Annotated in this window: 21 protein-coding genes and 2 pseudogenes; 5 read left to right on the top strand and 18 right to left on the bottom strand. The window is 42.8% G+C overall.

The window, feature by feature from the left end:
• Window positions 1-72: 72 nt before the first annotated feature.
• Window positions 73-1,266 carry a peptide antibiotic transporter SbmA gene (sbmA, locus tag NI465_RS00110; RefSeq protein WP_253143821.1) on the bottom strand — a complete coding sequence of 398 codons (1,194 nt, stop codon included), beginning with the start codon at window positions 1,264-1,266 and terminating at the stop codon, window positions 73-75.
• Window positions 1,267-1,721: 455 nt separating this feature from the next.
• On the opposite strand from sbmA, the gene NI465_RS00105 reads away from it, so the two are divergent.
• From NI465_RS00105 to NI465_RS00095, 3 genes are all read left to right on the top strand, one after another.
• Complete coding sequence (locus tag NI465_RS00105; RefSeq protein WP_004730396.1) at window positions 1,722-1,916, top strand: hypothetical protein; 195 nt, start codon at window positions 1,722-1,724, stop codon at window positions 1,914-1,916.
• 1,064 nt (window positions 1,917-2,980) lie between these two features.
• Window positions 2,981-3,862, top strand: a complete 882-nt coding sequence (gene otsB, locus NI465_RS00100; RefSeq protein WP_224216893.1) for a trehalose-phosphatase — start codon at window positions 2,981-2,983, stop codon at window positions 3,860-3,862.
• On the top strand, window positions 3,819-5,252 hold the full coding sequence (locus tag NI465_RS00095) for an alpha,alpha-trehalose-phosphate synthase (UDP-forming) (protein ID WP_253143819.1): 1,434 nt from the start codon (window positions 3,819-3,821) through the stop codon (window positions 5,250-5,252). Before otsB ends, NI465_RS00095 begins: the two co-directional genes overlap by 44 nt.
• Window positions 5,253-5,277: 25 nt before the next feature.
• On the opposite strand, the gene NI465_RS00090 is transcribed toward NI465_RS00095, so the two are convergent.
• The 7 genes from NI465_RS00090 to katE all read right to left on the bottom strand — a co-directional run bounded on the left by NI465_RS00090 (window position 5,278) and on the right by katE (window position 12,253).
• Window positions 5,278-6,522, bottom strand: a complete 1,245-nt coding sequence (locus NI465_RS00090) for an MFS transporter (protein ID WP_253143816.1) — start codon at window positions 6,520-6,522, stop codon at window positions 5,278-5,280.
• 205 nt (window positions 6,523-6,727) lie between these two features.
• Entirely contained in the window at window positions 6,728-7,441 is a 714-nt protein-coding gene (locus NI465_RS00085; protein WP_253143814.1) for a glycosyltransferase family 2 protein, read from the bottom strand.
• Entirely contained in the window at window positions 7,438-8,052 is a 615-nt protein-coding gene (locus tag NI465_RS00080; protein ID WP_253143812.1) for a class I SAM-dependent DNA methyltransferase, read from the bottom strand. The genes NI465_RS00085 and NI465_RS00080 overlap by 4 nt, the downstream gene beginning before the upstream one ends.
• Complete coding sequence (locus NI465_RS00075) at window positions 8,042-8,827, bottom strand: PIG-L deacetylase family protein (protein WP_253143810.1); 786 nt, start codon at window positions 8,825-8,827, stop codon at window positions 8,042-8,044. The genes NI465_RS00080 and NI465_RS00075 overlap by 11 nt, the downstream gene beginning before the upstream one ends.
• Window positions 8,815-9,798: an acyl-CoA dehydrogenase gene (locus NI465_RS00070; protein ID WP_253143808.1), complete on the bottom strand. Its 984-nt coding sequence runs from the start codon at window positions 9,796-9,798 to the stop codon at window positions 8,815-8,817. Before NI465_RS00070 ends, NI465_RS00075 begins: the two co-directional genes overlap by 13 nt.
• A 52-nt stretch (window positions 9,799-9,850) precedes the next feature.
• Window positions 9,851-10,060 carry a hypothetical protein gene (locus NI465_RS00065; RefSeq protein ID WP_005247038.1) on the bottom strand — a complete coding sequence of 70 codons (210 nt, stop codon included), beginning with the start codon at window positions 10,058-10,060 and terminating at the stop codon, window positions 9,851-9,853.
• A gap of 69 nt (window positions 10,061-10,129) precedes the next feature.
• The gene (gene katE / locus NI465_RS00060; RefSeq protein WP_253143806.1) at window positions 10,130-12,253 is read right to left on the bottom strand and encodes a catalase HPII; all 2,124 of its coding nucleotides are present in this window, start codon (window positions 12,251-12,253) and stop codon (window positions 10,130-10,132) included.
• Window positions 12,254-13,013: 760 nt separating this feature from the next.
• Here katE and NI465_RS00055 point away from each other — a divergent pair.
• Window positions 13,014-13,514: a Dps family protein gene (locus NI465_RS00055; protein ID WP_086044053.1), complete on the top strand. Its 501-nt coding sequence runs from the start codon at window positions 13,014-13,016 to the stop codon at window positions 13,512-13,514.
• A 328-nt stretch (window positions 13,515-13,842) separates the two neighbouring features.
• Here the strand turns inward: NI465_RS00055 and NI465_RS00050 are convergent, their stop codons facing one another.
• From NI465_RS00050 to NI465_RS00025, 6 genes are all read right to left on the bottom strand, one after another.
• Window positions 13,843-14,559 carry an ABC transporter ATP-binding protein gene (locus NI465_RS00050; protein ID WP_044111262.1) on the bottom strand — a complete coding sequence of 239 codons (717 nt, stop codon included), beginning with the start codon at window positions 14,557-14,559 and terminating at the stop codon, window positions 13,843-13,845.
• Complete coding sequence (locus NI465_RS00045; RefSeq protein WP_044111265.1) at window positions 14,552-15,775, bottom strand: ABC transporter permease; 1,224 nt, start codon at window positions 15,773-15,775, stop codon at window positions 14,552-14,554. Before NI465_RS00045 ends, NI465_RS00050 begins: the two co-directional genes overlap by 8 nt.
• The gene (locus tag NI465_RS00040; protein ID WP_044111267.1) at window positions 15,772-16,995 is read right to left on the bottom strand and encodes an efflux RND transporter periplasmic adaptor subunit; all 1,224 of its coding nucleotides are present in this window, start codon (window positions 16,993-16,995) and stop codon (window positions 15,772-15,774) included. The genes NI465_RS00045 and NI465_RS00040 overlap by 4 nt, the downstream gene beginning before the upstream one ends.
• A 339-nt stretch (window positions 16,996-17,334) precedes the next feature.
• Complete coding sequence (locus tag NI465_RS00035) at window positions 17,335-18,858, bottom strand: M81 family metallopeptidase (protein WP_253143804.1); 1,524 nt, start codon at window positions 18,856-18,858, stop codon at window positions 17,335-17,337.
• A gap of 30 nt (window positions 18,859-18,888) precedes the next feature.
• Window positions 18,889-19,230 carry an MFS transporter gene (locus tag NI465_RS00030; RefSeq protein WP_253143803.1) on the bottom strand — a complete coding sequence of 114 codons (342 nt, stop codon included), beginning with the start codon at window positions 19,228-19,230 and terminating at the stop codon, window positions 18,889-18,891.
• A 21-nt stretch (window positions 19,231-19,251) separates the two neighbouring features.
• Window positions 19,252-20,217, bottom strand: coding sequence for an MFS transporter (locus tag NI465_RS00025; RefSeq protein ID WP_004279327.1), 966 nt, complete (start codon window positions 20,215-20,217; stop codon window positions 19,252-19,254).
• Between the two features lie 118 nt (window positions 20,218-20,335).
• On the opposite strand from NI465_RS00025, the gene NI465_RS00020 reads away from it, so the two are divergent.
• A complete protein-coding gene (locus NI465_RS00020; RefSeq protein WP_228740344.1) occupies window positions 20,336-21,235 on the top strand; it encodes a LysR family transcriptional regulator in 900 nt (299 codons plus the stop codon).
• Window positions 21,236-21,578: 343 nt separating this feature from the next.
• Here NI465_RS00020 and NI465_RS16755 read toward each other — a convergent pair.
• From NI465_RS16755 to NI465_RS00005, 4 genes and pseudogenes are all read right to left on the bottom strand, one after another.
• A pseudogene (locus NI465_RS16755) lies at window positions 21,579-21,810 on the bottom strand (Fic family protein); the annotation flags it as partial.
• 129 nt (window positions 21,811-21,939) lie between these two features.
• Window positions 21,940-22,842: a cation diffusion facilitator family transporter gene (locus NI465_RS00015; protein ID WP_114541532.1), complete on the bottom strand. Its 903-nt coding sequence runs from the start codon at window positions 22,840-22,842 to the stop codon at window positions 21,940-21,942.
• A 63-nt stretch (window positions 22,843-22,905) separates the two neighbouring features.
• Window positions 22,906-26,070, bottom strand: a complete 3,165-nt coding sequence (locus NI465_RS00010; protein ID WP_253143801.1) for an efflux RND transporter permease subunit — start codon at window positions 26,068-26,070, stop codon at window positions 22,906-22,908.
• Window positions 26,060-26,539 (bottom strand): annotated as a pseudogene (locus NI465_RS00005) (efflux RND transporter periplasmic adaptor subunit); the annotation flags it as partial. The pseudogene NI465_RS00005 and the gene NI465_RS00010, both read right to left, overlap by 11 nt.
• Window positions 26,540-26,625: the final 86 nt, after the last annotated feature.

The following is a 26,625-nucleotide window of genomic DNA, read 5'->3' as shown; positions in this document are numbered from 1 at the left end:
TTAACTCGCCCTAAAAAAAGCCAAACCTAAAACTGTTTGGCTGATAAAGCAGGATAATAATATGAGAAAAAATTAATCAATATGTGATTCAAATGCTTTTAAGCGTTTATAGATCGACATCAGTTCAATAATCGTCGGCCAAGACAGAATCAGATACTGGAAAGATTCCCGCACTTTGCCAAATACATTCAGGATTTGCATCATCAAACCAAGAGTAATTGCCCCTGCTGCAATACTTGGAAACAGAATAAATAATCCGTAAATATTGTCCAACTGCAAGTACCAGATCCGAACCATGTTGAAATAAGCATAGTGAAAATACAACCGGAAATAATTCCAGCGTACTCGGCTAAACAGTTCTTGTAATGTCAGCGGATGTGCGCGATCAGCATAGTCTTCGCCATAGACCAACTCTTTACGATAGGCTGCCTCAACTTTCTGGTTATTGAACTCCAGTCCGGGCAATTTCATTCCCACGACCATTAAAATGACCGTACCCAATACCGCCCAGCCAATCGAGGCCCACATTAAAGCATGCGGTATTTCCCCGACAATTGGTAAAACCTTCACGTGACTAGAGAGCTGATATAAGATCGGCAGGAATGCCATCAGCAACATCAGCGCTTCGATCAAGGAAACACTCAACTGCTCCGTGGTTTTGGCAAAGCGCATGGTATCTTCCTGGATACGTTGTGATGCACCTTCAATATGACGTAACTGCTCCCAATGTGCGGTGTAATAATCATTCATCGCGGTACGCCAGCGGAAGACATAATGACTGACAAAAAACAGATTAAATACCGCTAAAGTGACATAAACCATCGCAATATAAATAAAGGTTAATGCGCCTTGATACAGCAATGAAACATCCCCACCACCCTTAGTGAGCATTTGTTGAATCTGATCATAAAACGGGCTATACCATTCGTTTAATACGACATTGACCTGTACCCCGAACCAGATATTAAACAGAATAAATGCCGAGCCCCAGACCGACCAGCGCTGCCATCGGTGTCCGGCTTTCCATTGCCAGAACAGCGCAAATATCGTAGTTGCAATGACATACCAGAGATAGAACCAGATGAATTGAGCTGACCAGAAACGCCCGATACCGATTGTAAGCTTTTCATCAAAATAATTTTCAGGAAAACCCAGATAGGTTCCCCATCCTGATCCGCCACTATGCCAAAGCACAAGATTAATGATAAACCATAAAATCAGGCTGCTAAAAAACCAGACGGGTTGCGGGAAAAATGACTTAAACATGCCGACCCAGTTCTCCTTATGTCTCTTGGTCATCCAAATGACGCATAGTTTATTCTTATTTTAGATTTTTACTGTTATAAAGCATTAATTTTCAATTTAGTGTAAAAAAGGATAGAAGGATATAGAATCTCTAGAAACTTATTTTTATCATTCAGCAGAGCGATATCAAAAACAAAAAATCATCATGTTTTTGACCTTTCGTTATTTTGATAAAATTTTTATGCCTGTTATCTGTCGGGTTTATGTAAAAGAACTTCATGCTTCTGAGCACTGCGAGAATAGGATGAAAATCAGACATACTGCACGTCTCCTAGGTATCTTTTATCAAACTAGAGCACTACTCCCTATTTGAATAAGTCATTGATCAAGTTCTCAGTTTTTGAAGAAACAGTTAAATTTTCAAAAATCATGCTATGATTTAATTATCGAAAAGTAATCTTATTTTGGAAAAAACTATGGAAAGTTCAGTAATTGAATTACTTAAACCGGTGACTCTGCAAAAAGAAAACTGCGATCCGATTATTTTTGAAGCAGGTACTGTTTTGAAAGTGGTCATGCAGACTCCAACCAGTCTTCTGGTCAGTAATGATGATGACTTTAACTTTACCATTCCTTTAAAAGACGAAAATGAAGTGTGGCGAGAAATCTGAGTATTTTTCTCTCATGCAAATAAATGGGTTGTATCTGATTTTGGTTTCTTAACTTATAGGATACGACCCTTAGCTTTTCTCCACTTTGATTGCTCTTTTATTATTTTTTCAAAAAATTATTTCTTTCCTCTTCTGTCATCATTTACTGCTTTTAAATTGGCTCATATCCATTTGAGCAAAAAATTCTGTTTAATTGAAACATCATTTAGTTTTGTAACCTATGTAAGATCACTAATGATCTGTTTTCGGTCTTTTGTATCTGCTCTGTCCTTGCGATGACATCTTTACATCTCTTCTCTCTGTTTAGCTCAACTTCATCTAATACCTACGCTTCGATTCAAAAAAAAGAATATTCAAGTTATTTTCAGAGTTTAGTCATAGAACTGGCGTTCATCTTTCTTCGATTTTTTATCCTCTGATAAAATTTACCAATAAGAATTAAAAAAATAATCTGAGATGTTAAATTAAGAGGCTGTTTAAATTGTATAGCTCTCCAATTGATCCCAAGAAAGTTTGATTGATACGAAATTCCCCCTCTAGACAATTTTAGTATTTTTCCTTTTAAAACAGCTTAGCCAATTCTAAAAACCATTAATTTTCATCAACTTAATTTAGATATTATTATTGTATATGCCTAATTTATAAATTTATTTAAATTATTATATTTAAAAATATCTCAAAATCACATCTCCCATATATTTTAAAAAATACAATACAAATTAATAATAAATACTATTTCTTAAAAATTGATTACAAGATACATATTCAAAAATAACGATTAAATAATAAATCTTATTATTTAAAATCCCGAAAAATACTCAATCCAGGAAAATCTTAAAATATAAAATCCTCATAATTTATTTTTAAAATTTATTAACAATACTGGATTTCTACCAAAATATTTCTAAATCTTACAAAGTAACTGTACTTGTTAAAAGTGTTTCGTTTCTGCACTTAAAGCCAGTCTGTTAAATGAAATATGTTATAAATTTAATCAAAGCAATGACCATTCAGGTAATTCTAACTTTTAAATCAATTTAACTTCAGAGGCTTAGGTAGTATTTATGTCGACTCTAAAAGAAGATCAAGACCTAGAAGATTCACTTGCTACATCTTCTTATATATTACCTCAAATGATTTTAAATCAGCTCAAACCTATTATTTATTCTCACAAACTTGTTTTATTTCTTGATATTGATGGAACCATTTCTGAATTCCACCCAGATCCAGCAAAAAGTATAATTAAGAGCGGAACCTTAAATACCTTAAAAGAGTTACAACAATATATTCAGCTAATATTAGTGACCGGTCGCTCAATTGCACAAGCCCAAAAAATTATTTATCCATTTGACTGGAATATTGCCGGTTCTCACGGTCTGGAATTAAGCTATCAATCGCGTTTAAGCAAGTTAATTGATTTAAATCCTGAACAGTTTGAATTATTAAAAAATTATATTACAGAACATAGTAATAATATTCCTCAGACTCGAATAGAAATTAAAGACTATTCAGTCGCCCTGCATTTTCGTGAACATCCCTATTTAGAGCATCAAGTGCATGCATTTGCCTTGAATTGTCTTACTCATTTTCAGGATTTTGAACTTAAGGCTGGAAAGTTTGTATTCGAACTGGTGCCCAAAGGGGCAAATAAAGGTTCAGCCATCCAGCAAATCATTCAGCAATATCACTTAAGTGATCATTACCCCATTTTTATCGGAGATGACCTGACCGACGAAGCCGGTTTTCAAGTCATCAACACATTCAAAGGCTGCTCTATCAAAGTCGGTACAGGCAACACCGTGGCACAACATCGCCTCGAAAACGTGACTCAAGTACAGGCTTTTCTAGCGGAATTTCTAGAAATACTGAAAGCACAACAACAATTATTATTGGAGAAATTACATGTCGAAACTCATAGTGTTATCAAATCGTGTAAATCTACCTAAGTCAGACAATACACAGGCAGGTGGATTAGCGGTGGCATTGCAGGATGCTTTGCAGGATATAGGCGGTATCTGGGTTGGCTGGAATGGATCCCGAGTTGACCAGACAAAAGAGCAGAAGTTTCAAATCCTGAAGCATCAAAATGTTGAATATCACACGAGTCCATTGACTGAATCCCAATATCAAGGTTTTTATTGTGGTTTTGCCAACAATGCGTTGTGGCCACTGATGCACGACCAGCATCAGCTTGTAGATTATCAGCCGCAGGATTTTAAAATCTATCAGGATGTCAATTTGCGTTTTGCCAAGCACCTGAAACAGGTGGCATCTCCACATGACATCATTTGGATCCATGATTATCATTTTTTAAGCGTGGCACATTATTGCCGTAAACTGGGCATGCGTAACCGTATTGGATTTTTCCTGCATATTCCCTTTCCTGAACTAAGGCTCTGGCAGACTTTAGCCGCTCATCGCGATCTGGCACATCATTTAGCCAACTACGATGTACTGGGTTTACAGACCTCTCGCGATCAGGAAAACTGTTTAAATTTCCTTGAACAGACCTTAAAAGTGCAGCATCGTCACAATGAAATCCTGAATTATCAATCTCGAAAGATTCATGTGAAATGCTATCCGATTGGTGTGCATCCTGTGCAGCTACAGAATCAGGCCTCAGATAACCATCTGGAAAAGCTTCCCTTTGATCTGAATACAGTGCAGCCTTATAAAACCATCATTTCAGTTGACCGGATTGATTATAGTAAAGGCTTATTGGAGAAAATCGGATCGTTGCAGAGCTTGCTGGAAGATCAACCGGAGTTTAAAAATCAATTCCAGCAATTACAAATTGCCTGTCCATGCCGACTGGATGTAAAAACCTATAAGAACCTGTATACGCAATTTAAATCTGCCGTGCATGAACTCAATAGCCAGCATGGCACAATGGACTGGTTACCCTTTGATTGCAGCTATGACACCTTGGGTCATGAAGCCTTGATGCAACTGTATCGTAAGGCTGATATTTGCTGGGTAAATTCGATCCGGGATGGCATGAATCTGGTCGCCAAGGAATATATTGCTGCACAAGATCCTTTAGATCCGGGTGTCTTGATTCTTTCTAAATATGCCGGTGCTGCTGAACAAATGAAAGAAGCCTTACTGGTCGATCCTTATGAGCATGACAGTATGGCCAAAGCCTTGAAGAAAGCGCTACGTATGTCTAAATCAGAACGTTTAGAGCGCTATCGTTATTTAAGCCAAGGCTTGAAAAATTTCGATATTATTCGCTGGCGTGATCAGTTTATCACCGACCTGAAAAACTCACAAAGCTTGCGGATCTATCGTCCGGTGGCTGCAGGAGCTTCAAACCAGTTCAGTGTGCATGCCTAAATTTTTAAATAAAAAAACACCAGCATTAAGCTGGTGTTTCGTTTTGAAGAGGAGCCACAATCTCTTCGCTGTGTTGCACTTCGCTTGGGTCTGCAGTGAGATGATTCAAAATCACAATACTCAATAGACCAATCGCAATGACGCTAAATACTAAGCTCAATCCGATGATTTCACTACCGAAGCCAACCAATGCCGGTCCAATCAATGAACCTGTATAAGCAAATACCGATACATAAGACAATGCCACATGTGAAGCCAAAGTTTTCTGACGTCCTGCGCGGGAAAACATCAGCGGTACAATGTTGGCGCTACCTAAACCTAAAATCGCATATCCCACTAACACTACTTGCCAGACTGGTGCAAAGACTACGGTTAATAAACCGGTTGCAGCCAAGAGTGCGCTTAACAGAATCGTATTTTTTTCACCAAACTGCTGAATAATCAGGTGTCCACTAAAGCGTCCCAACACCATCAAACCCGCAAAGAAACTATAAGCCAAACCGGTTTGCGCCGCAGGCAGGCTGAACTCAGTAGCAAGATAAATACCACTCCAGTCCATAGCTGCACCTTCTGACAGAAAAGCCACAAAACAGATCAGACCAATGCCTAAAATCGCCCAGGTCGGCGCTGCTTTTTTCACCGACTGTTCTGATGATGTTTCTTCTACCGCCGTTTTTGGCTCAGCACCCAAGCTCAAAGGAACAGCAAATAAGGCAATAAGCAGCAAAATCACACTGACAATCACCGCACCAGTTAAAGGCGCCAAGCCGAATCCCATTAACATGGTCATGCCCAGTACGCCTGCTAGACCACCTAAACTACACACTCCATGAAAACCTGACATTAAACTTTTACCGAGTTTTTTCTCAATCTGTGCAGCCTGAATATTGACAGTCACGCCCAAAGCCCCGGCACTGGCACCAAAGAAAAACAGGCTGATGGCCATCATTAAATGATTCGGACTATAAGCCAGAGCAGGCAGAATGAACAAAAATGCACTGAGAATTACGGCTAAAACAGTACGGCAACCTAAGGCATTGGCCAGTCGGCCGGCCAGTGGCATCGCCAGCATTGAACCAATTCCGGCACACAGCAATAACAGGCCAAAATCAGCATGATTTAATAACAGGCGCTGCTGTGCATATGGAATTAAGGGTGCCCAAGCCGCAGTACTAAAGCCCAAGCTAAAGAAGCACAACGCAGTCGCTATTTTCTGCCATAGATATGGTGATGGAGACTGAATTCGAGAAAGCAGTGTTTGATTGAACATTGTATTACCAAAAAAGAAGGCTCAGGCATCCATTACCGATCATCCATAGAAAAACCCCACAGACTTATAGTTGAAATATATAAGTATGCGGGGCTGAATTTGCGTGAATTATAAACAGAATAAATTTAAATGGAATAGTTTTTAGAACCTAATTTTAAGATTTTTTACAAGTATCTGATTGTATAAAATTTATAGTTTTATGCTTTTATTTGCATAGGCTGATCGGTTTTTTCGCGGCCTGCTTAAGCTCAAGTTTTTGTAGAAAATGTGCAAAACCTGCAGCAATTTTTGAGCTAAGACGACTGCTGGTAGTGACTCTCAGCTGATTCGACCAGACAATCTGCGCGTCAGCTTTTTCTAAACGACGGATGAAATCGACATCTTCATGACAGTCCAGTTGCTGAAACCCATTGACCTGTATATAAGCCGAAGCTTTAAAACACAGGTTTGCGCCATGAACATGCCGATGTCCCATGCTGTCCTGATAATGTCGGAGATAAGCCTGACGGGTTTTCCGGCTTAAATGATCCCATTGATCCAGCTCGACCACACCACAAATCGCATCGGTGGGTTGATGCTGTAACATGACCTGAAACCAGTCGCACTGTACAAAAGAATCCGCATCGGTGCAGCAAATCCAATCACAACCTTGCTCGATCATCTGCTGAATCCCCAAATGGCGTGCCTTACCGACATTTCGGAAGTTGCAACTGATAGCTGGAATGTTCATTTGCTGAACTTTAGCAGCGGTACTATCAGTACAATGGTCCAAGACCACGAGAATCTGGATTTCAGGAAGATTTTCCATTGTTTTAAAGTATTGAAAAAAATAAGTTTGTGCTGATTTTAAAGCCAGCAAGCAGCGTTCAATATAGGCTTCTTCATTACAGGCTGGAATCACCACACCGATTTTTTTCATCTTAAGCCTTCCTGCTCTGCTACGGATTGTGCTGTATTTAGCCAGAGATCCACTAAAAAATCGGAGTCCTGTAAACTTAAATGATGTGTATAGTTTAAATGCACTTTAAGATACTGATGGACATCTTCACCATTTAGGCTAAATCCCGAGATTGGCGCGCGCCAATGACAACTCAAGATACATCCACCCGGTTCCAGTGCAGTATGCAGCCATGTCAGCACCTGTTGCAGAGCAATCGGGTTCAGATAATATAAAATCTCACTGACAACAATGAGCTCAAATTTCTGTCTCGGCAATTCATCTGGTACCACACACTGTAGCACCTGCACATGCGGATAAGCTTGTAAACGCTGTTGAGCCAACTGGATCGCAGTATCATTGGCATCCAGACACATTAAGCTATTTGTCCGCTGTGCCAGTTCCTGACTGAAGATGCCGTTACTGCAACCAATTTCAATCGCAGAGTCAAATTGCAAGCTCGGCAAGACCGCCAGACAAATCTGCCGTTTGCGCTGTTCATACCAACGCTGTTCATATTGCCAAGGATCTCCCTGATTCAGTGCATATAACGCATCGAAATATTCCTGATCATAGGCTGCTTTACTGTTCATACAGATACACCTCCCAGGGCTGTAAAATACGTTGCAATGCCTGCTCAGGCAGAATCGGTGATTGTTCAATCGTTGGATCAAGCTCGATCTGGCTCTTAAAACACCGCGCAGCTCGAGACTTATATTGCAATTCTTCCTCAGTTAATCTGAGTTGATGAGCGACGGTCCAAGGAATTCTGGTATCTCCAGAGGTTGCCCAATGCCATGCCCAAATCAAGACCTGAATACAGGGCAAATGAAGTTCAGTCGCCAGCTGCTGTGTGACCTGCCCTGTAATTTCATGATCTGGATGTCCATCATGAACAAATGTGCTAATTAACACATCATTCGGCTGCAGATAAGATTGCAGATGCTGTTGCAACACATCCCGCTGTTCTGCCACCTTGCCATCCTGAATGTCTAAAGCGATCCGCAGAATATTCTGTTTTAAAGGCAACGCTTCCAAAGCTATTCGTGTTTCAGTAGGACGAATCTGGTTCAACTCTTCGGGAGTATACAGACTAGAGCCCGGATGACTGGCTGTCCCGTTGGTAACGGCAAAAAGTACGATTTGATAGCCAAGTTTGTCCAGACGCTGAATCAGACCTCCACAGCCCAAAATTTCATCATCAGGATGAGGGGCAATAATGCAGACTCTGGCATCCTGTGGAATAACCTTAGGAATATCGAATTCCGGCATCTGTTGCAGGATCTGACAGGAACGCCATTCTTCAAGCCGTGTGCCTTCACCATGGATGACACGATCCCCTACAATCTCATGTCTTATAATGTCCATAATTGTTCCTCCTGTGCAGTCAGCTCGCCAATCCGCTCCAAGTCAAATGCAGCATGACTTTGACGAATAAATACCGGAAGATCTGCTGCAAGCCGGGCGAAATGCGGATGCTCACAATACGGCGCAGCACCAAGTGCCTTACCTACATGAGTTAGTACATTTAAGGCAGTCGCTTCCACCTGAGCACGTAGGCTACGAATCTTTAACTCATGTGCGTGTTGCGGTTGCTGATCAATCAATGCAGCAACTTGATAAAATAAGGACTGTGTCGCTAAAAGCTCCCGACTAATTTCACCGAGATACATGGCCTTATAGGCATGCGGTTTTAACAATACTGCCTGTCTTAAATATTCAGCCAAACGCACGGTTGCGCCATACCAGCACGCGGCCACACCTGCGGCGCCATGCCAGAATCCGGGCCGGTCCAGATAGGCATTTGGAGCTGCGACTTTTTCCACCTCAACCTGATCCAGTTCCAGCCGGGCAGTCAAGGTATGCTGCATGCCTACCGCCTGCCAGGCATCCTGATGATGCTGAATGCCTTCTTGCGACAAATCTAGAATCAGTAATTGGGATTGTTGCTGCTCATCACGGTAAGTCAGCAGACCGTGTTGCACCCAGCCCGATGCAGAACACCAGGGTTTAATTCCTCTTAGCTTTCCTGCTTGCAATATTAAAGGTTTGGGACCGCCTTCTGCCGCCCATACTGCCCATAAGCCTTTTTGTTCTACCGGAATATTCAATTCATGCAGAATAGCCAATGCATCTAAATGCGATTCATACAGTTTGCCCAGGCTCAAATTGCTTGCGGAAACCTGACTAAGCATCCGCCAGCGTTTTAAGGTGGCTCCGGAAGCGGGATAAGGCACCTGGTCGGAAATCGCCACCAACTCCATTAAAGTGTGCTGAATTTTTTCTTGTAGCTCCAGAGGAGAAGTTTCAAATCTTTGTAATATTGAACCGAGGTTCATGCATGCGGTTCCTCATAAAATACGGATAATGTTGTTGTGTTTTTAAAGTCAGTTAATGAGAAAGCTTGCGCATTTGTTTTAAACGTGTGGTCAGCCCTAGTACCTTACGCCGTGCATTAATCTCTTCTTCATTGAAACAGAGTTGCTGCATTAGTTCAGCTAAAGGCAAATGATTATGTTCAATGAGATAAATGTCCTGTTCTCTGCTCCATTTGGCTTGTTGTGCTTGAGCCAACAACTTTTTGACATCCAGTCTTACCATCTCTTCATCCATTTTAAAACCATGAGGATAGAAGCCTTAGCCTCTATCCTCTAACATAAATTGAATCGTTTAGGCAGGAATCGCTTCCGCAATCGCTTCACGCGTCCAGACACGATGGTTTAGGATTAAAGTCTTGAAGCTATCTTGTACTGCTTCAAACTGTCCGTTTGCCAGAGTTCCTTCATCGCTAACCAAACGCAGATCTTCAATCAGCTTGCCTTTATCACCCAGGAACACGATTGGTTTTAAATGCTTGTAGGCTTCCAGCAGATAATGAGTCGCCACACCGTCTTTCATTACCACATCGTAATTACCACCGTCAGCAATCACCACGGCATCATAGGCAATGGATGGTTCTGCTTTTTGCATACCATCGGAAGGAATCACCTCGCCTTGCTGACCCAGTACCGGGCCCGGTTTTGGGGTCAGTACATCGACCACAGCCCCTTCTGATTCTGCCCAAGCTTGAACAGCTTTGATACTGGCCTCATTGGCCTTGTCGTGCACCAATAGCGCAATTTTGCGTGCCTTAATATCTTCAGGTTTAAATGCCTCAAAAGATAAACGTGGTGAAACCTGCACCTCTGGCAATTTCGCAGCTTTTTTCTCTGCCGGAATTTCAATACCCAATTGGTCAGCAACCTGCTGTGCCAAGTCCAGATCGATATTGCAGAGCACTTCAAGTACTTCACGTTCACGAATATATTTGCGCTCCACCTTGCTCAGCTCGAAGACATAGGCATCGACAATGTGCTTTTGCTCATGTGGTGCCTGGCTGCGGTAGAAAAGACGGGCCTGACTAAAGTGATCACTGAATGATTCGCTACGCTGACGGATCTTGTGTCCATCAATACGCTCCTGATAGCTTTCAAAACCACCGCCTTGTTCAGCTGGCGGAGTCTCAGTCGGCCAGTTATTGTCAATCGAATTCGGCTCATAACTGGCTTGACCGGTATGTACAATACGCTGGTGTAAACCATCACGCTGGTTATTGTGGAATGGACAAACCGGCTTGTTAATTGGGATCTGGTGGAAGTTTGGACCACCTAAACGGCTGAGCTGAGTATCGGTATAAGAGAACAGACGGGCCTGCAATAATGGATCATTGGTAAAATCCAGTCCTGGCACAATATGTCCCGGACAGAATGCCACCTGCTCGGTTTCACCGAAGAAATAATCGACATTACGGTTCAGCACCATTCTGCCAATCGGCGTCACCGGCACCAGTTCTTCCGGAATAATTTTGGTTGGGTCCAGCAAGTCGAAGTCGTACTTCATCTCATCTTCTTCTGGGACGACCTGTACACCCAACTCCCATTCCGGATAGTTACCGGAGGCAATCGCTTCATATAAGTCACGACGATGGAAATCCGGATCTTTACCCGCCAGTTTTTGTGCTTCATCCCAGACCAATTGGGCTAGACCCTGTTTTGGCGTCCAGTGGAATTTAACAAAAACCGCTTTATTCTCGGCATTGATAAAACGGAAAGTATGTACACCAAAGCCTTGAATGGCTCTTAAATTACGCGGAATACCCCGATCCGACATGGCCCACATCACCGCATGTGCAGATTCAGGCACTAAAGAAACAAAATCCCAGAAAGTATCATGTGCAGATGCACCGGTAGGAATCTCGGTCTGAGGTTCAGGTTTGACTGCATGTACAAAATCCGGGAACTTGATCCCATCCTGGATAAAGAATACCGGCGCATCATTCGCTACCAGATCGAAGTTACCTTCATCCGTATAAAACTTGGTGGCAAAACCACGGATATCACGTACCGTATCTGCTGAACCACGTGGTCCCTGTACGGTAGAAAAACGCACAAATACTGGCGTTTGCACACTGGTATTGGTCAGGAAGCCTGCCTTGGTCAGTTTTTCATTCCCCGGATAAGCCTCAAAATAGCCATGTGCGCCGACACCGCGGGCATGCACAATACGTTCTGGAATTCGCTCATGGTCAAAATGGGTAATTTTTTCCCGAAGAATAAAATCTTCGATCAAGGTCGCACCGCGAACGCCTGCCTTGAGACTGTTCTGGTTATCGGAAATTTTAACCCCTTGATTGGTGGTGAGTGCCTGCTCGGTCGCATCACTGCGATATGTGTCGAGCTGCTCACTTTTTTTATTGGTATTTTGTTTGTCTAAACCGTCTTTACCAGTCGCGGGGCTATTGGCCTTAATTTTCATGATGTATTCCTTGCTGAGCTTGAGTTTAGTGCAGATATTTTTGGTCTATCTCAAAGTCGCTTGAGCTGATATTTTGCATGGCTTGACCAATCAAACTCATCCCGCAAGTCAATCTGCTACAGCCGATCCTGTATCAGCCTCATATTTCTTCTGAATATGCTGACTCGAAGCATTTTTGCTTTTCTGGGAATATTGTTACTGGTTTCGCCTGTGTCCTAACATAACTGCATTTGAGAAAGAGATTTATTATTGTTTGTAGTGCCTTGTTTAATTAAGGCAGCATTGTGTTATTTTTTATAAATTTCGGGTTTATTAATGATTAAGATTTTCATCTAAGTTATTTATTTAAAATAAAATATTAAAATTTCGCAGAGATATTTCGAAATAAAGATTTAGTATGGTGATATGTGATCTTGCTCATAAATAGATGTCATACCCTAACACGATGTTTCAATCCTGAAATACTTAGGAGTTTTTTAGAAGTTGAATTTGCTATGAGAAATTAACGTACTACCGCTGAAGATAATCAAAATTTGACAGATTTAAATAGTTACAATCCCGCGCCCTGCTTATACATAATGACTAAACTTCCTGCCCTTATATTGATCTAATATCTATAACTTATAACCACTTAAATCTCTTAGCCTTTTCAGATCAAATACAAAGTCATAGAGATCATTTCATCTCTTGGCTCGGGCTTCGACTACATCCGACTTTATTTTAATACACCGTATCGCGTTAAGTTTGAAGGAGTAAGAGCATGGCCTCTTCTAAAAAAGAATCTAAAGCAATGAAAATTGATATCGGGATTTCGCATGATGATCGCGCCAAAATTGTCGAAGGTTTATCCAGACTTTTAGCAGACAGTTATACCCTGTATTTGATGACTCATAATTTCCACTGGAATGTCACCGGCCCCCAGTTCAACAGCCTGCACAACATGTTTATGACTCAATACACCGAGCAGTGGAATGCGTTGGACGTCATTGCTGAACGTATTCGGGCTTTGGGTTTTGCAGCACCCGGTACTTATAAACAGTTTGTGAAACTTACCTCCATTAAAGAAGTCGAAGGTGTGCCTAAAGCCGAAGAAATGATACGTTTACTGGTAGATGCGCATGAAACTGTGGCACGTACTGCCAGAAGTATTTTCTCGATCATTGAAGAAGCCAATGATCAGCCGACTGCTGACATTCTCACGCAAAGACTGGAAGTACACGAAAAAACCGCCTGGATGCTGAGAAGTAATCTGGAACAATAAAGTCGGATTGAATCTTTGAGATCGGGCTTATGCAAGGATGAAGCGCAAACTTGTGGTAGTACCATTAAGTTCAGTTTCATCCTGACGCTTTCAATAGGTATGATTTACCGGCGCTCATTGATTAGATCAACCTGAAAAACACAATCATTAGAATTCAACTGTAAAATTTTAAGGATGTAGGCAATCGCGTACATCCTTTTTTAACAAACAGGTTGTTTCCAGATTATTTCAATCTCAGATATGGCTATCATTTTTTGAAAGCTATAAATCTGAAATATCTTTTCTATCGCTTCAAAAAATTAGCCCTCCTGGCTCCTTGCAGTACAGCTTAATCTTCAGGAGAATTGCTCGAATCGCTTTCAATCCGGCCATCGACCAGATTAATGGTGCGATCACAAGTAGCGGACAGGCGCGGATCATGCGTGACCAAAAGTACGGCGCAGTCGCGTTCACGATGCACTTTACGAAACAGTTCAAACATATCAGCCGCGGTCTGGGTATCCAGATTACCTGTCGGTTCATCGGCCAATAATAATGCCGGCTCAGTAATCAAGGCCCGGGCAATGGCCACCCGCTGCTGCTGTCCTCCGGACAATTCATTCGGTTTACGCTCGGCAAATTTTTCCAGTCCCACTGCCGCCAGTAAATCACGTGCGCGTTGCATTGCCTGCTGATTTGGTTTGCCATGCGCCATCATTAAAGGCATGAGAATATTATCCAATGCACTAAACGCCTGAATCAGATGGTGAAACTGAAATACAAACCCGATGCTGTTGCCGCGCAGCGCCGTACGGCCGGTGTCATCCATCGCACTGGTAGCTTGTCCCAACAAGTACAGCTCGCCGCTCGTTGGTTTATCCAGCAGTCCCAGAATATTCAGTAAGGTACTTTTTCCAGAACCGGAAGGACCAATAAGTGCAGCAAAGTCGTTACGATCAATACGCAGGTCAATGCCATGCAAGACCTCCACTTCATTGGGCTGGCCAATATTATAAGATTTTCGTAGCGCTTCCAGACACAGGACTTCCTGAGATTGCTCAGACATGACGAATCGCCTCCACCGGATCGAGTGCCGCGGCCCGGTGTGATGGCACCGCTGCCGCCAGTACGCCGGTTAATGTCGCCAATAATAGCGCCAAAATCACCAGTTCAATCGAAATTGGAATATAGAATAATCCTGGCCCAAAATTATTAAATACCCACACCAGACCATAACTGACTATGCTGCCCAGCACTGAACCGAGCAAGCCAAAGATTGCACCCTGAAACAGAAAAACCCTCAGGATTTGCGATTGGGTCGCACCTGTCGCCCGCAAAATACCAATTTCCCGGGTGCGCTGTACCACGCTAACGGACATGACGCTAGCAATCCCGAAAGCCACCGAAATTGCGACAAAGACAATAATCATATTGGTGGACAGGCTTTGTGCGGTAATGGCATTCATCAGCTGGGCATTGGTTTCAATCCAGCTTTCGGCTTTTAATGAGGTCAGGCGTCCGACTTGTGCTGCAACTTGGTCTGCCTCAAAAATATTGGCAATGGTCAGGTCAATCACCGTTACTCCGCCTGGCAGGCCGAGTAAGGACTGTGCCTGCTTAAGATCCAGATAGACATAGCGCGCATCCAGTTCGCGCACACCCAGCTCAAAAATACCGGCAATATTCACCAAGGCACTATTCTGTTGGCCAGTATCCAGTCGCAACTTGCTGCCGACCTGAACACCGAGGTCTTTGGCCAATTGACTGCCAATCAGTACATCATCCGCGCCAACCCGCAACTGGCCACTGGTTAAATATTCTTTTAATGGAATGATCTGCTGATAACGCTCCAAATTCATTCCGACCAAGGCCACGGATTCAATCGCATCACCCCGTTGCACAAAGGCCGGCCCAGACACCACCGGCGAGACAGCGGTCAGTACAGGTAACTGATCCAGCGTTTCAGTAATCTGTTGCCAATTGTTGATCGAACGCAGGCGCTGTGCCCGTTTGTCTTCCTGCAATAATTGCACGGTCCCGGCGGGAGGTGACACAATCCGGTTGACTTCATCCGGTGACAACAGACGAATATGTGCCTGTGTACCTAAGGTTCGTTCGACAATATTGGCTTGCAGCCCCTGAATCAAAGCGGTGATAAAGACGATTACTGCCACGCCCACGGCGACCCCGATGGTGATCATGATGGACTGCGCGCAACCCTCACGCAAAAAACTGACCGCGATTTTCCATTCGATCCAGAGCCGCCCGAATAAATTTTTCAATCGAAGTTCACCGGTAATTCATTTTTACTATTGGCCATATCAGCAGAATTCTGTAATGAACTCAGTTGTGGTTTTAAGCGAACTCTGGTGCCATCCTCCAATGAAGATTCGCCATCTGCCAGCACCTGATCGCCCTCGCTCAGGCCGGATTTCACTTCTGACATGGCCAGGCCACGCAAGCCTAAAGTAATCTGCTGACGCTGTACTTTTCCATCACGTACCATTAACACCACGGCCTTATCTCCTTTGATACTGCTTAAAGCATCATTCGGAATAGCCAGTACCCGTGCTCGTTTGGCCGTCTCGACATTCACCGATACCGTCATGTCCTGACGCAAAAAATCTGGCACGGGATTGACAGTAAGTCTGACTTCTACCGTACCTCGCTGTGGGTCGATACTTGGTGCAATAAAGTTAATCCGGGCCGGGAAAGACTGATCCGGATAGGCATCGCTAATCACGGTGGCATTTTGCTGCAAGGCCAGTTGCGGTAAATTCCGCTCATCTAGCGGCACCCGGATTTCTGTATTCCCTGTTAACGCAATGGTAAATAAAGTTTGTCCCGGCTGAACCAGATCACCCGGCTCGACATCGCGTGTCAATACTGTACCGGCGACCGCAGCCCGAATCTTGGTTTTGGCCAGTTGAGCCTGTGCCACCGCCAGTTGTTCCCGAAGCGATGCTTCTTCGACTTGACCCGCAGCCAATGCTGTTGCTTTTACCCGGGCTGTCTCATAATTATTGCGCGCGACTCGTTCCGCTTCCACAGCCTGTTCGACTTCTTCCCTCGACAGGATGCCGGCTTCTGCATTACGTCTACGTGCTGCTTCTCGGCTGGCCTGCTCCAGCTGGGCTTTGGCACTGGCCAGTTCTGCTGCAGCCTGTGGCCGTCGGCTGCTTGCCAATTCAGTCAATGCCAGCTCGGCCTGTCTGACTTGGGCCAGCAATTCATCCGAATTCAATACCACCAGCAGATCACCCGGTTTAACCTGATCGCCTTCCTGCACCAGACGTTGCAGAACCACACCACTAATTTCACTGCCTACCTGGGCACGTGAAACTGTCGCAACACGTCCGGTCGCAACAACATTTTGTACCAGAGGCATGGCACTCAGCGTATAACTAGGCACCACTGGCCCCTGCCACCAGCGAAATAGAGCAAACCCTACTGCCAGTAGCAATACGATAATGAGCAAAATTTTATAGCGGGCAGCGCGCAATGAGAATCTCCGATTGATTCGTCTAATTTGAAATAAGAAAGTCAAAACTGTATTTGTTTTTTCCTAAGGTTTAATTTACAACAAGTTTCTAATTGGAATTATAGGTATTTTGTTGAGTTTGAAAAGAATATTGAATTCCTGTCCGCTTTTTTTAGCTAGCCCTGTTTGATATCAGACTAGTCCATCTTTGGCAGATCCAGACACGGGATCAGGTAACAGAAAATTGTATTAAATTTCTCTTGAGTTCAAGGAATGGGAGCTTTCATTAAAAAACAGGCTAGATCATGATAGAGCTCGCCTGTTCAATCGCTTGGGTGTTAATTGGATATTAGTTAAATGTTAGACCGTACGACGCAATGGCTGATCACGTTGCGCCAGACTTTTGCCCATCGGCACGAGTCGTCTATCAGGATCAATCTTTTGCCAAGGCAGATCATTCGGGTCTGCTTTCATGGCACCAGGCGCTTTCGCGACCAAAATGGCAGCAGCCATGTCCTGAAAATCTGCACGAAAATGTACCGAGCTTTTCACTACGACAATCGTTTTATCTTCAGGCACAATACCAAAAATTCTAAACATATTACGATCGAGCAACTGAGCTTTATAGGAACTGACTGCAATTTCAATACCGTCTATTTCCAGTAATACACTCGGGCCGATATCCGCCTCGACGCCATGCATCATGGGTCCGCCATAGCTGAATTTTCCATCGCTATAGGCTTTGATTTTAAATTTAGCGCTAAATGGAGCATCCCCCGCAATACCCGATGTTCCGCCCAATTTCGCATAAAAATGCTGACCAAGCTCAAGCTGATAGGCTTGTTGCACCACCGCAGGATCAACAATAAGCCCAATCAGTGCATTTTTAACCTGATGCCGATGTAGCGCCGATAGCATCCCGGTCGTATTCGAATCACCACCGGCTCCCGGATTATCCTGAGTATCTGCAATCACCACGGGTCTGGTCGAATGATGCTGTTGATAAAGTTGAAGTGCCTGCAGCACGGCATGATCTGGTGATAAAAAATCCATATTCCAATGCGTTTCTTGTTGCAGCACATGGGCGATATAGCGTTGCATGGCCTGATCTAACTGCTCAGCGTTTTCACTATAACCCCAGATACAACCACCACATTCCTCAAAATCTGCCGCCGGAAAACCCGGCGTGAAATTCATCTGGACAGAATTATTTTGCTCTAGCTGTTCCAGTAAATTCATGCATGATTGGGTAGGTTCCAGCTCGGTACATTGTGCATTCAGCGCAATCAAAAACGGCAGCTTATACATTTGCTTATGCAGCTTTTTACCCCGGAATATTTGATCTAGCAGTTGGGCACAGCGTTGTCCGGTTTGAGCCATATCTACATGCGGATAGGTCCGATAGCAAATCAGCACATCACTATGAGCAAACATCACTTGCGTGACATTGGCATGGAAATCCAGACTGGCAATTACCGGAATGTCCGGCCCGACTGCTTCACGAACCCGTCTTAACAATTCGCCTTCGCCATCATCCACCTGTTCACTGACCATGGCGCCATGCAGATCCAGATACACTGCATCTGCCGGATGCTGCTGGATGCTCGCAATAATTTCATCACAGATCCGCTGGTAAGTGTCCTGCTCTACATGTGCTGAAGGTGAAGTGCCCGCCCAGATTACCGGTAAAAGTTGATAACCGAATTGTTCTGCTTGCTGGATAAAACCGCCAATCGGAATGTTCTGTTCCCGAAATTTCAGGATATCTGTGCCGCGGCTGAGCGGCGGAAATCCCCCGCCCTGGACAAAATCCGCGTAGCTTGCTTTGGTCTGGGCAAAGGTATTGGTTTCATGTTGAAAGCCCGCAATGATGATTTTCTTCATATCTTGAATCCCTCCTAAGCTAAGTATTCATTATTTATCGACGATTAGAGCAGTGTGTGTTGTTTGCTGAGGCGCAGCTTGCTTTTTCAGTCTGAAGGCATAAATCAGGAAAGCGCCACCGAGCATCATGATCACAGCAATCGTGAACCAGCCTGCCAGCATGGAACCGGTCATTGACTGCGCCATGCCCATAATATTTGGACTGACAAAACCACCGAGTAATCCAATACTGTTAATTAAGGCAATTCCGCCTGCTGCCGCACTACCGCTTAAGTATTTCGATGGAATCGACCAGAAAATGGTATAGGCACTAAACATAAAGGCCGTTGCGGTACAGATCGCAATAAAGGACAGCAGGAAATTCGCACTCATCACCGACAACATCAAGCTGACTCAGGCCAATACCGTCGGCACTACACAATGCCATTTCCGTTCCTGCCATTTGTCCGAGCTGCGGGCAAAAATGATCATGAAAATTGCACCGCATAAATATGGAATCGCCACCAGCCAACCAATCATCTGCAAATTTTGGATACCGCCCGACTTCAGTAAAGATGGTAGCCAGAAGCCAATCGCATAGATCCCACAGATAATGGTGAAGTAGGCCAAGGCCATGAAATAAATCCAAGGATCCTTTAATACCGCTTTAAAATTACTATGACCAGTGGCAGACTGATGTTGGGAAATTTCTTTCACCAATAAGGCTTTGTCCTCTTGGGACAGCCATTTTGCTTGTGAGGGATGATCAGTTAAATAAAAGTACGCTACGCAGCCCAACAGCACGGTCGGCACAGCTTCTAATAAAAATAACCATTGCCAGCCAGAAAGATTATAAATCTGATGGAAAGTACTCATAATTTGTGTCGATAACGGTGCGCCTAACATGCCAGCAAGCGGCCCGGCCAGCATGACAATCGCCATGACACGTGCCATGCGTGCACCGGAATACCAATAGGTCAGATAGAAAATCATGCCCGGGGCAAAACCGGCTTCGAATACGCCTAGTAAAAAGCGCAAGACATAGAACATCTGCGGGGTGGTGACAAATAGCATCGACATGGAGGTCAGGCCCCACAAAATCATGATGCGGGTAATGGTTTTTCTGGCGCCGACTTTTTCAAAATACAGGTTGGTTGGCACTTCAAACAGGACATAACCTAAAAAGAATATGCCGGCTGCCATGCCATAAATTGCATCGTTAAAGCCCAGCTCCTGCTGCATTTGCAACTTGGCAAATCCGATATTGATCCGGTCCAGATAAGCAAAGAAATAACACAGCAATAAAAATGGCAGCAGGCGCCAGCTTACTTTCTTGTAAATCTGGTCTAACCGTTGTTGACGGGAGGTGATTAAATCCATCTAAAACTCCTTTTTATCTAGATCTTCTTATTGTTCAAAACCCATGTAAGCATGCTCCTGACTTGATAACAATGTAATTTTTTAGGCATACTGATGCTTTAAAAGCATCAGAGTTTTTATGGACAGAAACTTGCAATTCCTTGCGCCACTGAACGGAATCAATGAAAAGCGTTTACGCTATTTCTATACGGTGATGATGTTTGGCTCGATGCGTAAAGCAGCAGACATCCTGAATATCGAACAGTCTGCCATGAGCCGACAGATTCAACTCTTTGAATCTGAAATAAAAATAAACTTATTTAAACGTAAGGGACGGCATATTATTCCGACTGAAGCTGCCTATCTGGTACTTGAGTATTTCAAGGAAAATAAAAATCGTGAAAATGAATTATTTGACAGTTTATTTCAGCTGCAATCTTCTCAACTCGGCAAAGTGAACATTGTTTCTAGTGAAAGTTATATGCAACACATGATTTATGATGTACTTCGACATGTGCATCATAAATATCCAAATCTTGAAATCCAGTTAGAATTAATGAGTGCCCAGCATGTGGTACGACATATTGTGGACAGCCTGGCGCATATTGGACTGGCGTATAATCCTCCATTTCATACAGACATCAGCACCATTGCCCATAAAACAGAACCTTTTATTCTGGCTGTTCCTGCCGGTCATCCTCTTGCCAAGCTCAAGCATCGCATTTGTCTTTCCGAAATTTCAGACTATAAATTTGCCTTAATGCCCGTAGGGCATGGTTTCCGTCAGCTACTCGACAGTGAAATGGTGCACTTACAAGTGAACCTGAATATTGGTCTGACCACCAATTCTATTTATGCCTTAAAAAATTATGTGGTGGCTGGACATGGGATTTCCGCCATGCGCTATGCAGATATCGCAGATGCGGTTAAAGAAGGTCAGGCCGTTGCCTTAACTATTGATTCCGAGCTGTGCAACACGGCTCAGACCCAATTGATGGTCCGCAAAATACCCATTTGTCAGAGTCGAAACATTTATTAATTGAGCGTATTCGTTCTAGTTTTGATTTGCTCTTTTAAATTGCTTATAAAATTTAGGCAATAAAAAAGCCACTTAAATAAGCGGCTGATTTATAACAAGAATTTTGGTTGAGGTGGCGTCAATTGAACTCAAATCCTAACCTATTCATTCTAAAGCTCTTTTATTGAATAAAAAAATTCATTGACCCAATTTTGACCCAAATTAGATTTAGTGCATTGAATCACTTTAAAATCTTGTTCAAATCCGAATTGAGGATTAGAACTGGTGTACACATTTTAACACGTAAAGACTGAAGATCAAAAGCAATGTTATAACATTGCTTTTATTTACTATTCAGTATTTTCTATAGGCCATCTTTTTTCAATTTGTATTTCTGCTTAGAGCTCTTGGTTTATCAGGAATTATTCGTTCAATTAATCTAGCCTCTAATGCAGGACTTAAATATTTTTTTTGAACGTTGCAAGATGCGATAAAGCTAATAATGACATAAGTTCGCTAAGGCTCTATTCCTTGTGTTCCATCGTTTCAATTAGGCGCTTAACTTGATCGCTGACTTGAGCGGTAGCTTGATCACTAGCAAAATTTTTTCCACTAAATGGTTCAAAAAATCCTTCAACTTAGCTATACAAAAAATCATCGCTACATTGTTTTTACAAAATTGACCTATATTATCAATTACCTTTGTAATTACGACTACGTTTTTGTTACTTAGCATGCTGGTGCTTATGCCAATTATTATCTTCAATTTGTAGTGTCATATCACTGATATGATGCCGTTCATGAAGTATATGAAAAGCCTGATCGTATAATTTTTTTTGATCCACATCAGGTGCAACCAAATGCACGGTCAAAACCACCTTTCTTGACGTAATCGCCCAAACTTTTAACTCATGAATACTTTGAACCCCTTCTAACATTAATAAATCTGATCTTAACTTCTCAATATCAATTTCTTCAGGAACACCTTCTAACAATATATGGATACTTTGTTTCAATAATATCCAAGTTCTTGGAAGTACCCAAAACCCAATCAACACTGCAATCAGCGTATCAATCCACATCCATCCCGTGAAATAGATGATTAGTGCACCAATGATGACCCCGACTGAACCTAAAGCATCACTAAGCACCTCTAAATAAGCACCTTTAATATTGAGACTCTCTTTGCTACTCGAGAGCAAGATTTTCATTGAGATGAGATTGATGATCAGTCCGAGTATTGCCACAACCAACATCCCTATACTTTGAATTTCAGGTGGATTCTCAAAGCGCTGATAGGCTTCAAATAAAATATAGAGAGCAACAACAAATAACATCAGTGCATTAAATAATGCAGCCAGAATTTCAAAGCGTTGATAACCAAATGTACGCTTATCATCTGCAGGTTTTTGTCCGATTTTAATTGCCACTAATGCAATCGCAAGTGCAGCAGCATCTGTCAGCATGTGCGCAGCATCGGATAACAGCGCCAAACTTTGCGTCATAAACGCAGCGATGACTTCAATAATCAAAAATGTGGTGGTTAATGCTAAAGCGAAATAGAGTTTTTTGGCATTTTTTTCCGATGCTTCAAAATGACTGTGGTCATGTTGATTTGAGCTACTCATAGTGCTCTCCTTATTATTGATTATTCAAGGTAAGCCGAAGCATTACCTTGAATATATTTATACTTAATAGGTTTCCGTTTGTAGTAGCTTATTGTCCTGATCAGTATTGATCCAGCGATATAAAATAGGAAGTAATACAAGGGTGAGCATGGTGGATGAAATAATGCCTCCAATCACTACCGTCGCTAAAGGTCGTTGTACTTCTGCACCTGTTCCAGTGGCAAGTGCCATGGGCACAAAACCAAGTGAGGCGACACAAGCTGTCATCAATACAGGACGTAAACGTAAAATTGCTCCTCTCCATACTGCTTCATCTAAGCTGTATTGATTTCGAAGCTCTTTGATAAATGTCAGCATCACCAGGCCATTCAAGACAGCAACACCTGATAGTGCAATAAAGCCAATCCCTGCTGACATGGATAAGGGAATACCACGTAGCCAAAGGAATAAAACACCACCCGTTAAAGCAAACGGTACGCCTGTAAATACCAAAAGACTCTCTTTAACATTATGAAATACTGCCATGAGCAAAATAAAGATAGTCAATAAGGCCAGTGGAATCACAATTTGCATACGTGATTGAGCTGAAGCTAAATTTTCAAATTGGCCACCATATTCAATCCAGTACCCACTTGGCAGATCATAGTCTTTTAACTGCTTTTGCAGTTCAGAAACATAAGAACCCAGATCACGCCCTTCAACATTAGTTGTCACGACAATACGACGTTTACCATTTTCACGGCTGACTTGGTTCACCCCTTCAATTAGACTGACTGTCGCAACATCGGCTAAGACAATTTGCCCTCCACTAGGAAGCTGAATCGGCAACTGAGCAACTGTTGATGTATTTCGATCTTGATCAGTTAATCTAATTTCAAAATCAAAACGTCGATCACCTTCTAAGATTTCACCCACATTTTGACCACCAATACTGGTTGCCACAAGGTCTTGAATTGAACGCACACTTAGCCCATATTGCGCAGCCAAAGCTTTATTTACCTCGACATTTAGTAATGGCAAACCTGAGGTCTGCTCGACTTTCACGGCACTGCTACCCGATATTTGCTGAATGATTTTGGAGATTTTAGTCGCTTCAGTATTGAGGACATCCATATCATCACCGAAGATTTTCACACCAACATCACTACGCACACCTGAGATCAATTCATTAAATCGGAGTTCAATCGGTTGTGAAAATTCACTATTATTGCCTGGAATCGTGGCTAAATACGTCACCATACGGCCACGTAATTCATCTAAACTTTCTTTAGGATTTGGCCATTCTGAACGAGGCTTTAACATGATATAGCCATCTGAAATATTGGGTGGCATGACATCTGTTGCAACCTCGGCTGTACCCGTTCTGGCAAATACTGCCTTAATTTCAGGGAAACTCTTTAAAAGAAGCTTTTCAGTATTCTCCTGAATACGTAAAGACTCTTCTAAGCCTGTACTTGGTGAACGCAACTGTTGTACCGCAAAGTCTCCTTCACTGAGCTGTGGTGCAAATTCACTGCCGAGTTTGGTACTGATGAATCCTGTAATCACTAATAAACACAGTGCAAAAGTCAGCACAACTGCTTTGTATTGGTACGCAATATCAAGAGTTTGCTGATATTTAGCTTTTAGCCATAACATCCAACGACTTTCTTTTTCTTGAATATCGCCTTTGACCCACAATGCCACCGCAGCAGGCACAAATGTGATCGATAAAATAATGGCTGCAACAAGGGCGAGTACCACTGTCAGTGCCATCGGATGGAACATTTTTGCTTCCACACCACTTAAAGCAAAAATCGGAAAATACACCACTAAAATGATCAATTGCCCAAAAATCAAGGGACGTCGAGCTTGGCGTGCGGCTAAAAAGACCTCTTTAAAACGCTCTTGTTGAGTTAATTGTCGCTTTAACTGTTGCTGAGTATGCGCCAAACGACGAATACAGTTTTCAACAATCACCACCGCCCCATCGACAATAATCCCAAAATCTAAAGCACCTAAACTCATGAGATTGGCACTGATATTTTTTTGCGCCATGCCTGTGAGTGTGAATAGCATCGACAATGGGATCACACAGGCTGTAATTAAGGCTGCACGAATATTCCCGAGAAATAAAAAAAGAATGACGATGACCAAAATGGCGCCTTCAATCAGGTTTTTTTGTACCGTTTTAATCGCCTTTTCGACCAAGCTGGTGCGGTCATAAACAGTTTCAATTTTAACCCCTTTGGGTAAGCTTTTCTGAACCTCTTGGATCTTAGCATCTACCGATTTTGATACCGTACGGCTATTTTCGCCCATCGCCATCATGGCAATCCCAAGTACCGTTTCCACACCGTTATAGGTAGCACCACCTGTTCTTAAGTCATGACCAATGGAGACTTGAGCAATATCACCCACACGGATTGGACTACCGTTCGGACTTGCAATCATGGTGTTTTCAATATCACTGATATTATTCAAGGTACCCGGCACACGAACCGTGAGTTGCTGACCATTTTCCTCAATGAACCCTGCACCACGATTTTCATTATTCAGTGTCAAGGCTTGCTGTAATTGATCTAAACCAACATTCAACTGCTGCATATGACTTAGATCGGGCGAAACGAGATAGGTTTTATTATAGCCACCAATACTATTAACCTCAGCAACACCTTTAACTCGTTGCAGTTGCGGTCGAACAATCCAATCCTGAATTTCTCTTAAATCCATCGCTGTATAAGTAGAACCATCTGCTTTTTTTGCATTTGGTTCAGCTTTAACGACCCATTGATAGATTTCCCCTAAACCAGTCGATACAGGTGACATAGTAAGTGAAACTTGATTGGGTAGTTCTGCCTGTACCTCTTGCACACGCTGGTTAATTTGTTGACGTGCCCAATAGATATCGGTTCCATCTTTAAATACAACAGTGACTTGGGATAATCCATAGCGGGAGATTGAACGTGTTAGCTCCAAATCTGGAATACCCGCCATGGCATTTTCAATCGGATAGGTAATCCGTTGTTCTACTTCAAGTGCTGTAAAACCATTTGCTTGGGTATTGATCTGTACTTGGGTATTGGTAATGTCAGGAACAGCATCAATTGGCAACTTCTGATAACTATAAATACCCACCGCAATCCATGTGCAGACAAACAGCATCACCCAAATAGCATTTTGAATTGCAAACTGAATAATGCGCTCAAATAATCCTTCAGGATGAGGTAAATCTTGATTAATGCTCATGACCAGCCTCATCTTTTTCTAATTCAGACTTTAATAAAAAACTGCCATCAGCAATGTATTTCTGCCCTTCAGTTAATCCAGAAATGACTTCTAGCCATTGCCCATCCTGACTGCTCACGCCCACTTCTATTAGCTGTGCTTTAAGATGAACCTGTCCCTTTTCTTCAGACTCAATCACAAATACCACAGGTTTTCCTTCAACCTGCTGTAAGGCTTTTTTCTGAACTCTTAACGCTGTTTTTGCTTGTGCATCAGTCACAAAAACATTTACCAAAACATTTGGACGCAGTACATCCGCTTGTGTGGTGACTTTGGCACGCACTTGTAAACGTCCAGTTTGTAAATCTGCCTGTGAATTCAGCGTTTGCACTTTTGCTTGGTAATTTTGATCAGAACCATTGGTTTTAAAATTTAAAATTTGCCCCGCTTGAAGCTGAATATTTGAGGTATTTGGTAGATTAAATGTAAGCGTCCGCTGAACCCCACTTTTTCTAACTCATTAATACCGCGATAGTGTCCACTTAAATTTAAGTGGACACCTATTTATGGATTTAA

It is taken from the genome of Acinetobacter lwoffii (assembly GCF_024129855.1).
Lineage (GTDB): Bacteria > Pseudomonadota > Gammaproteobacteria > Pseudomonadales > Moraxellaceae > Acinetobacter > Acinetobacter lwoffii_L.
Note: the sequence above shows the minus strand (reverse complement) of the source record. Positions and strands in the feature narration are given on the sequence as shown.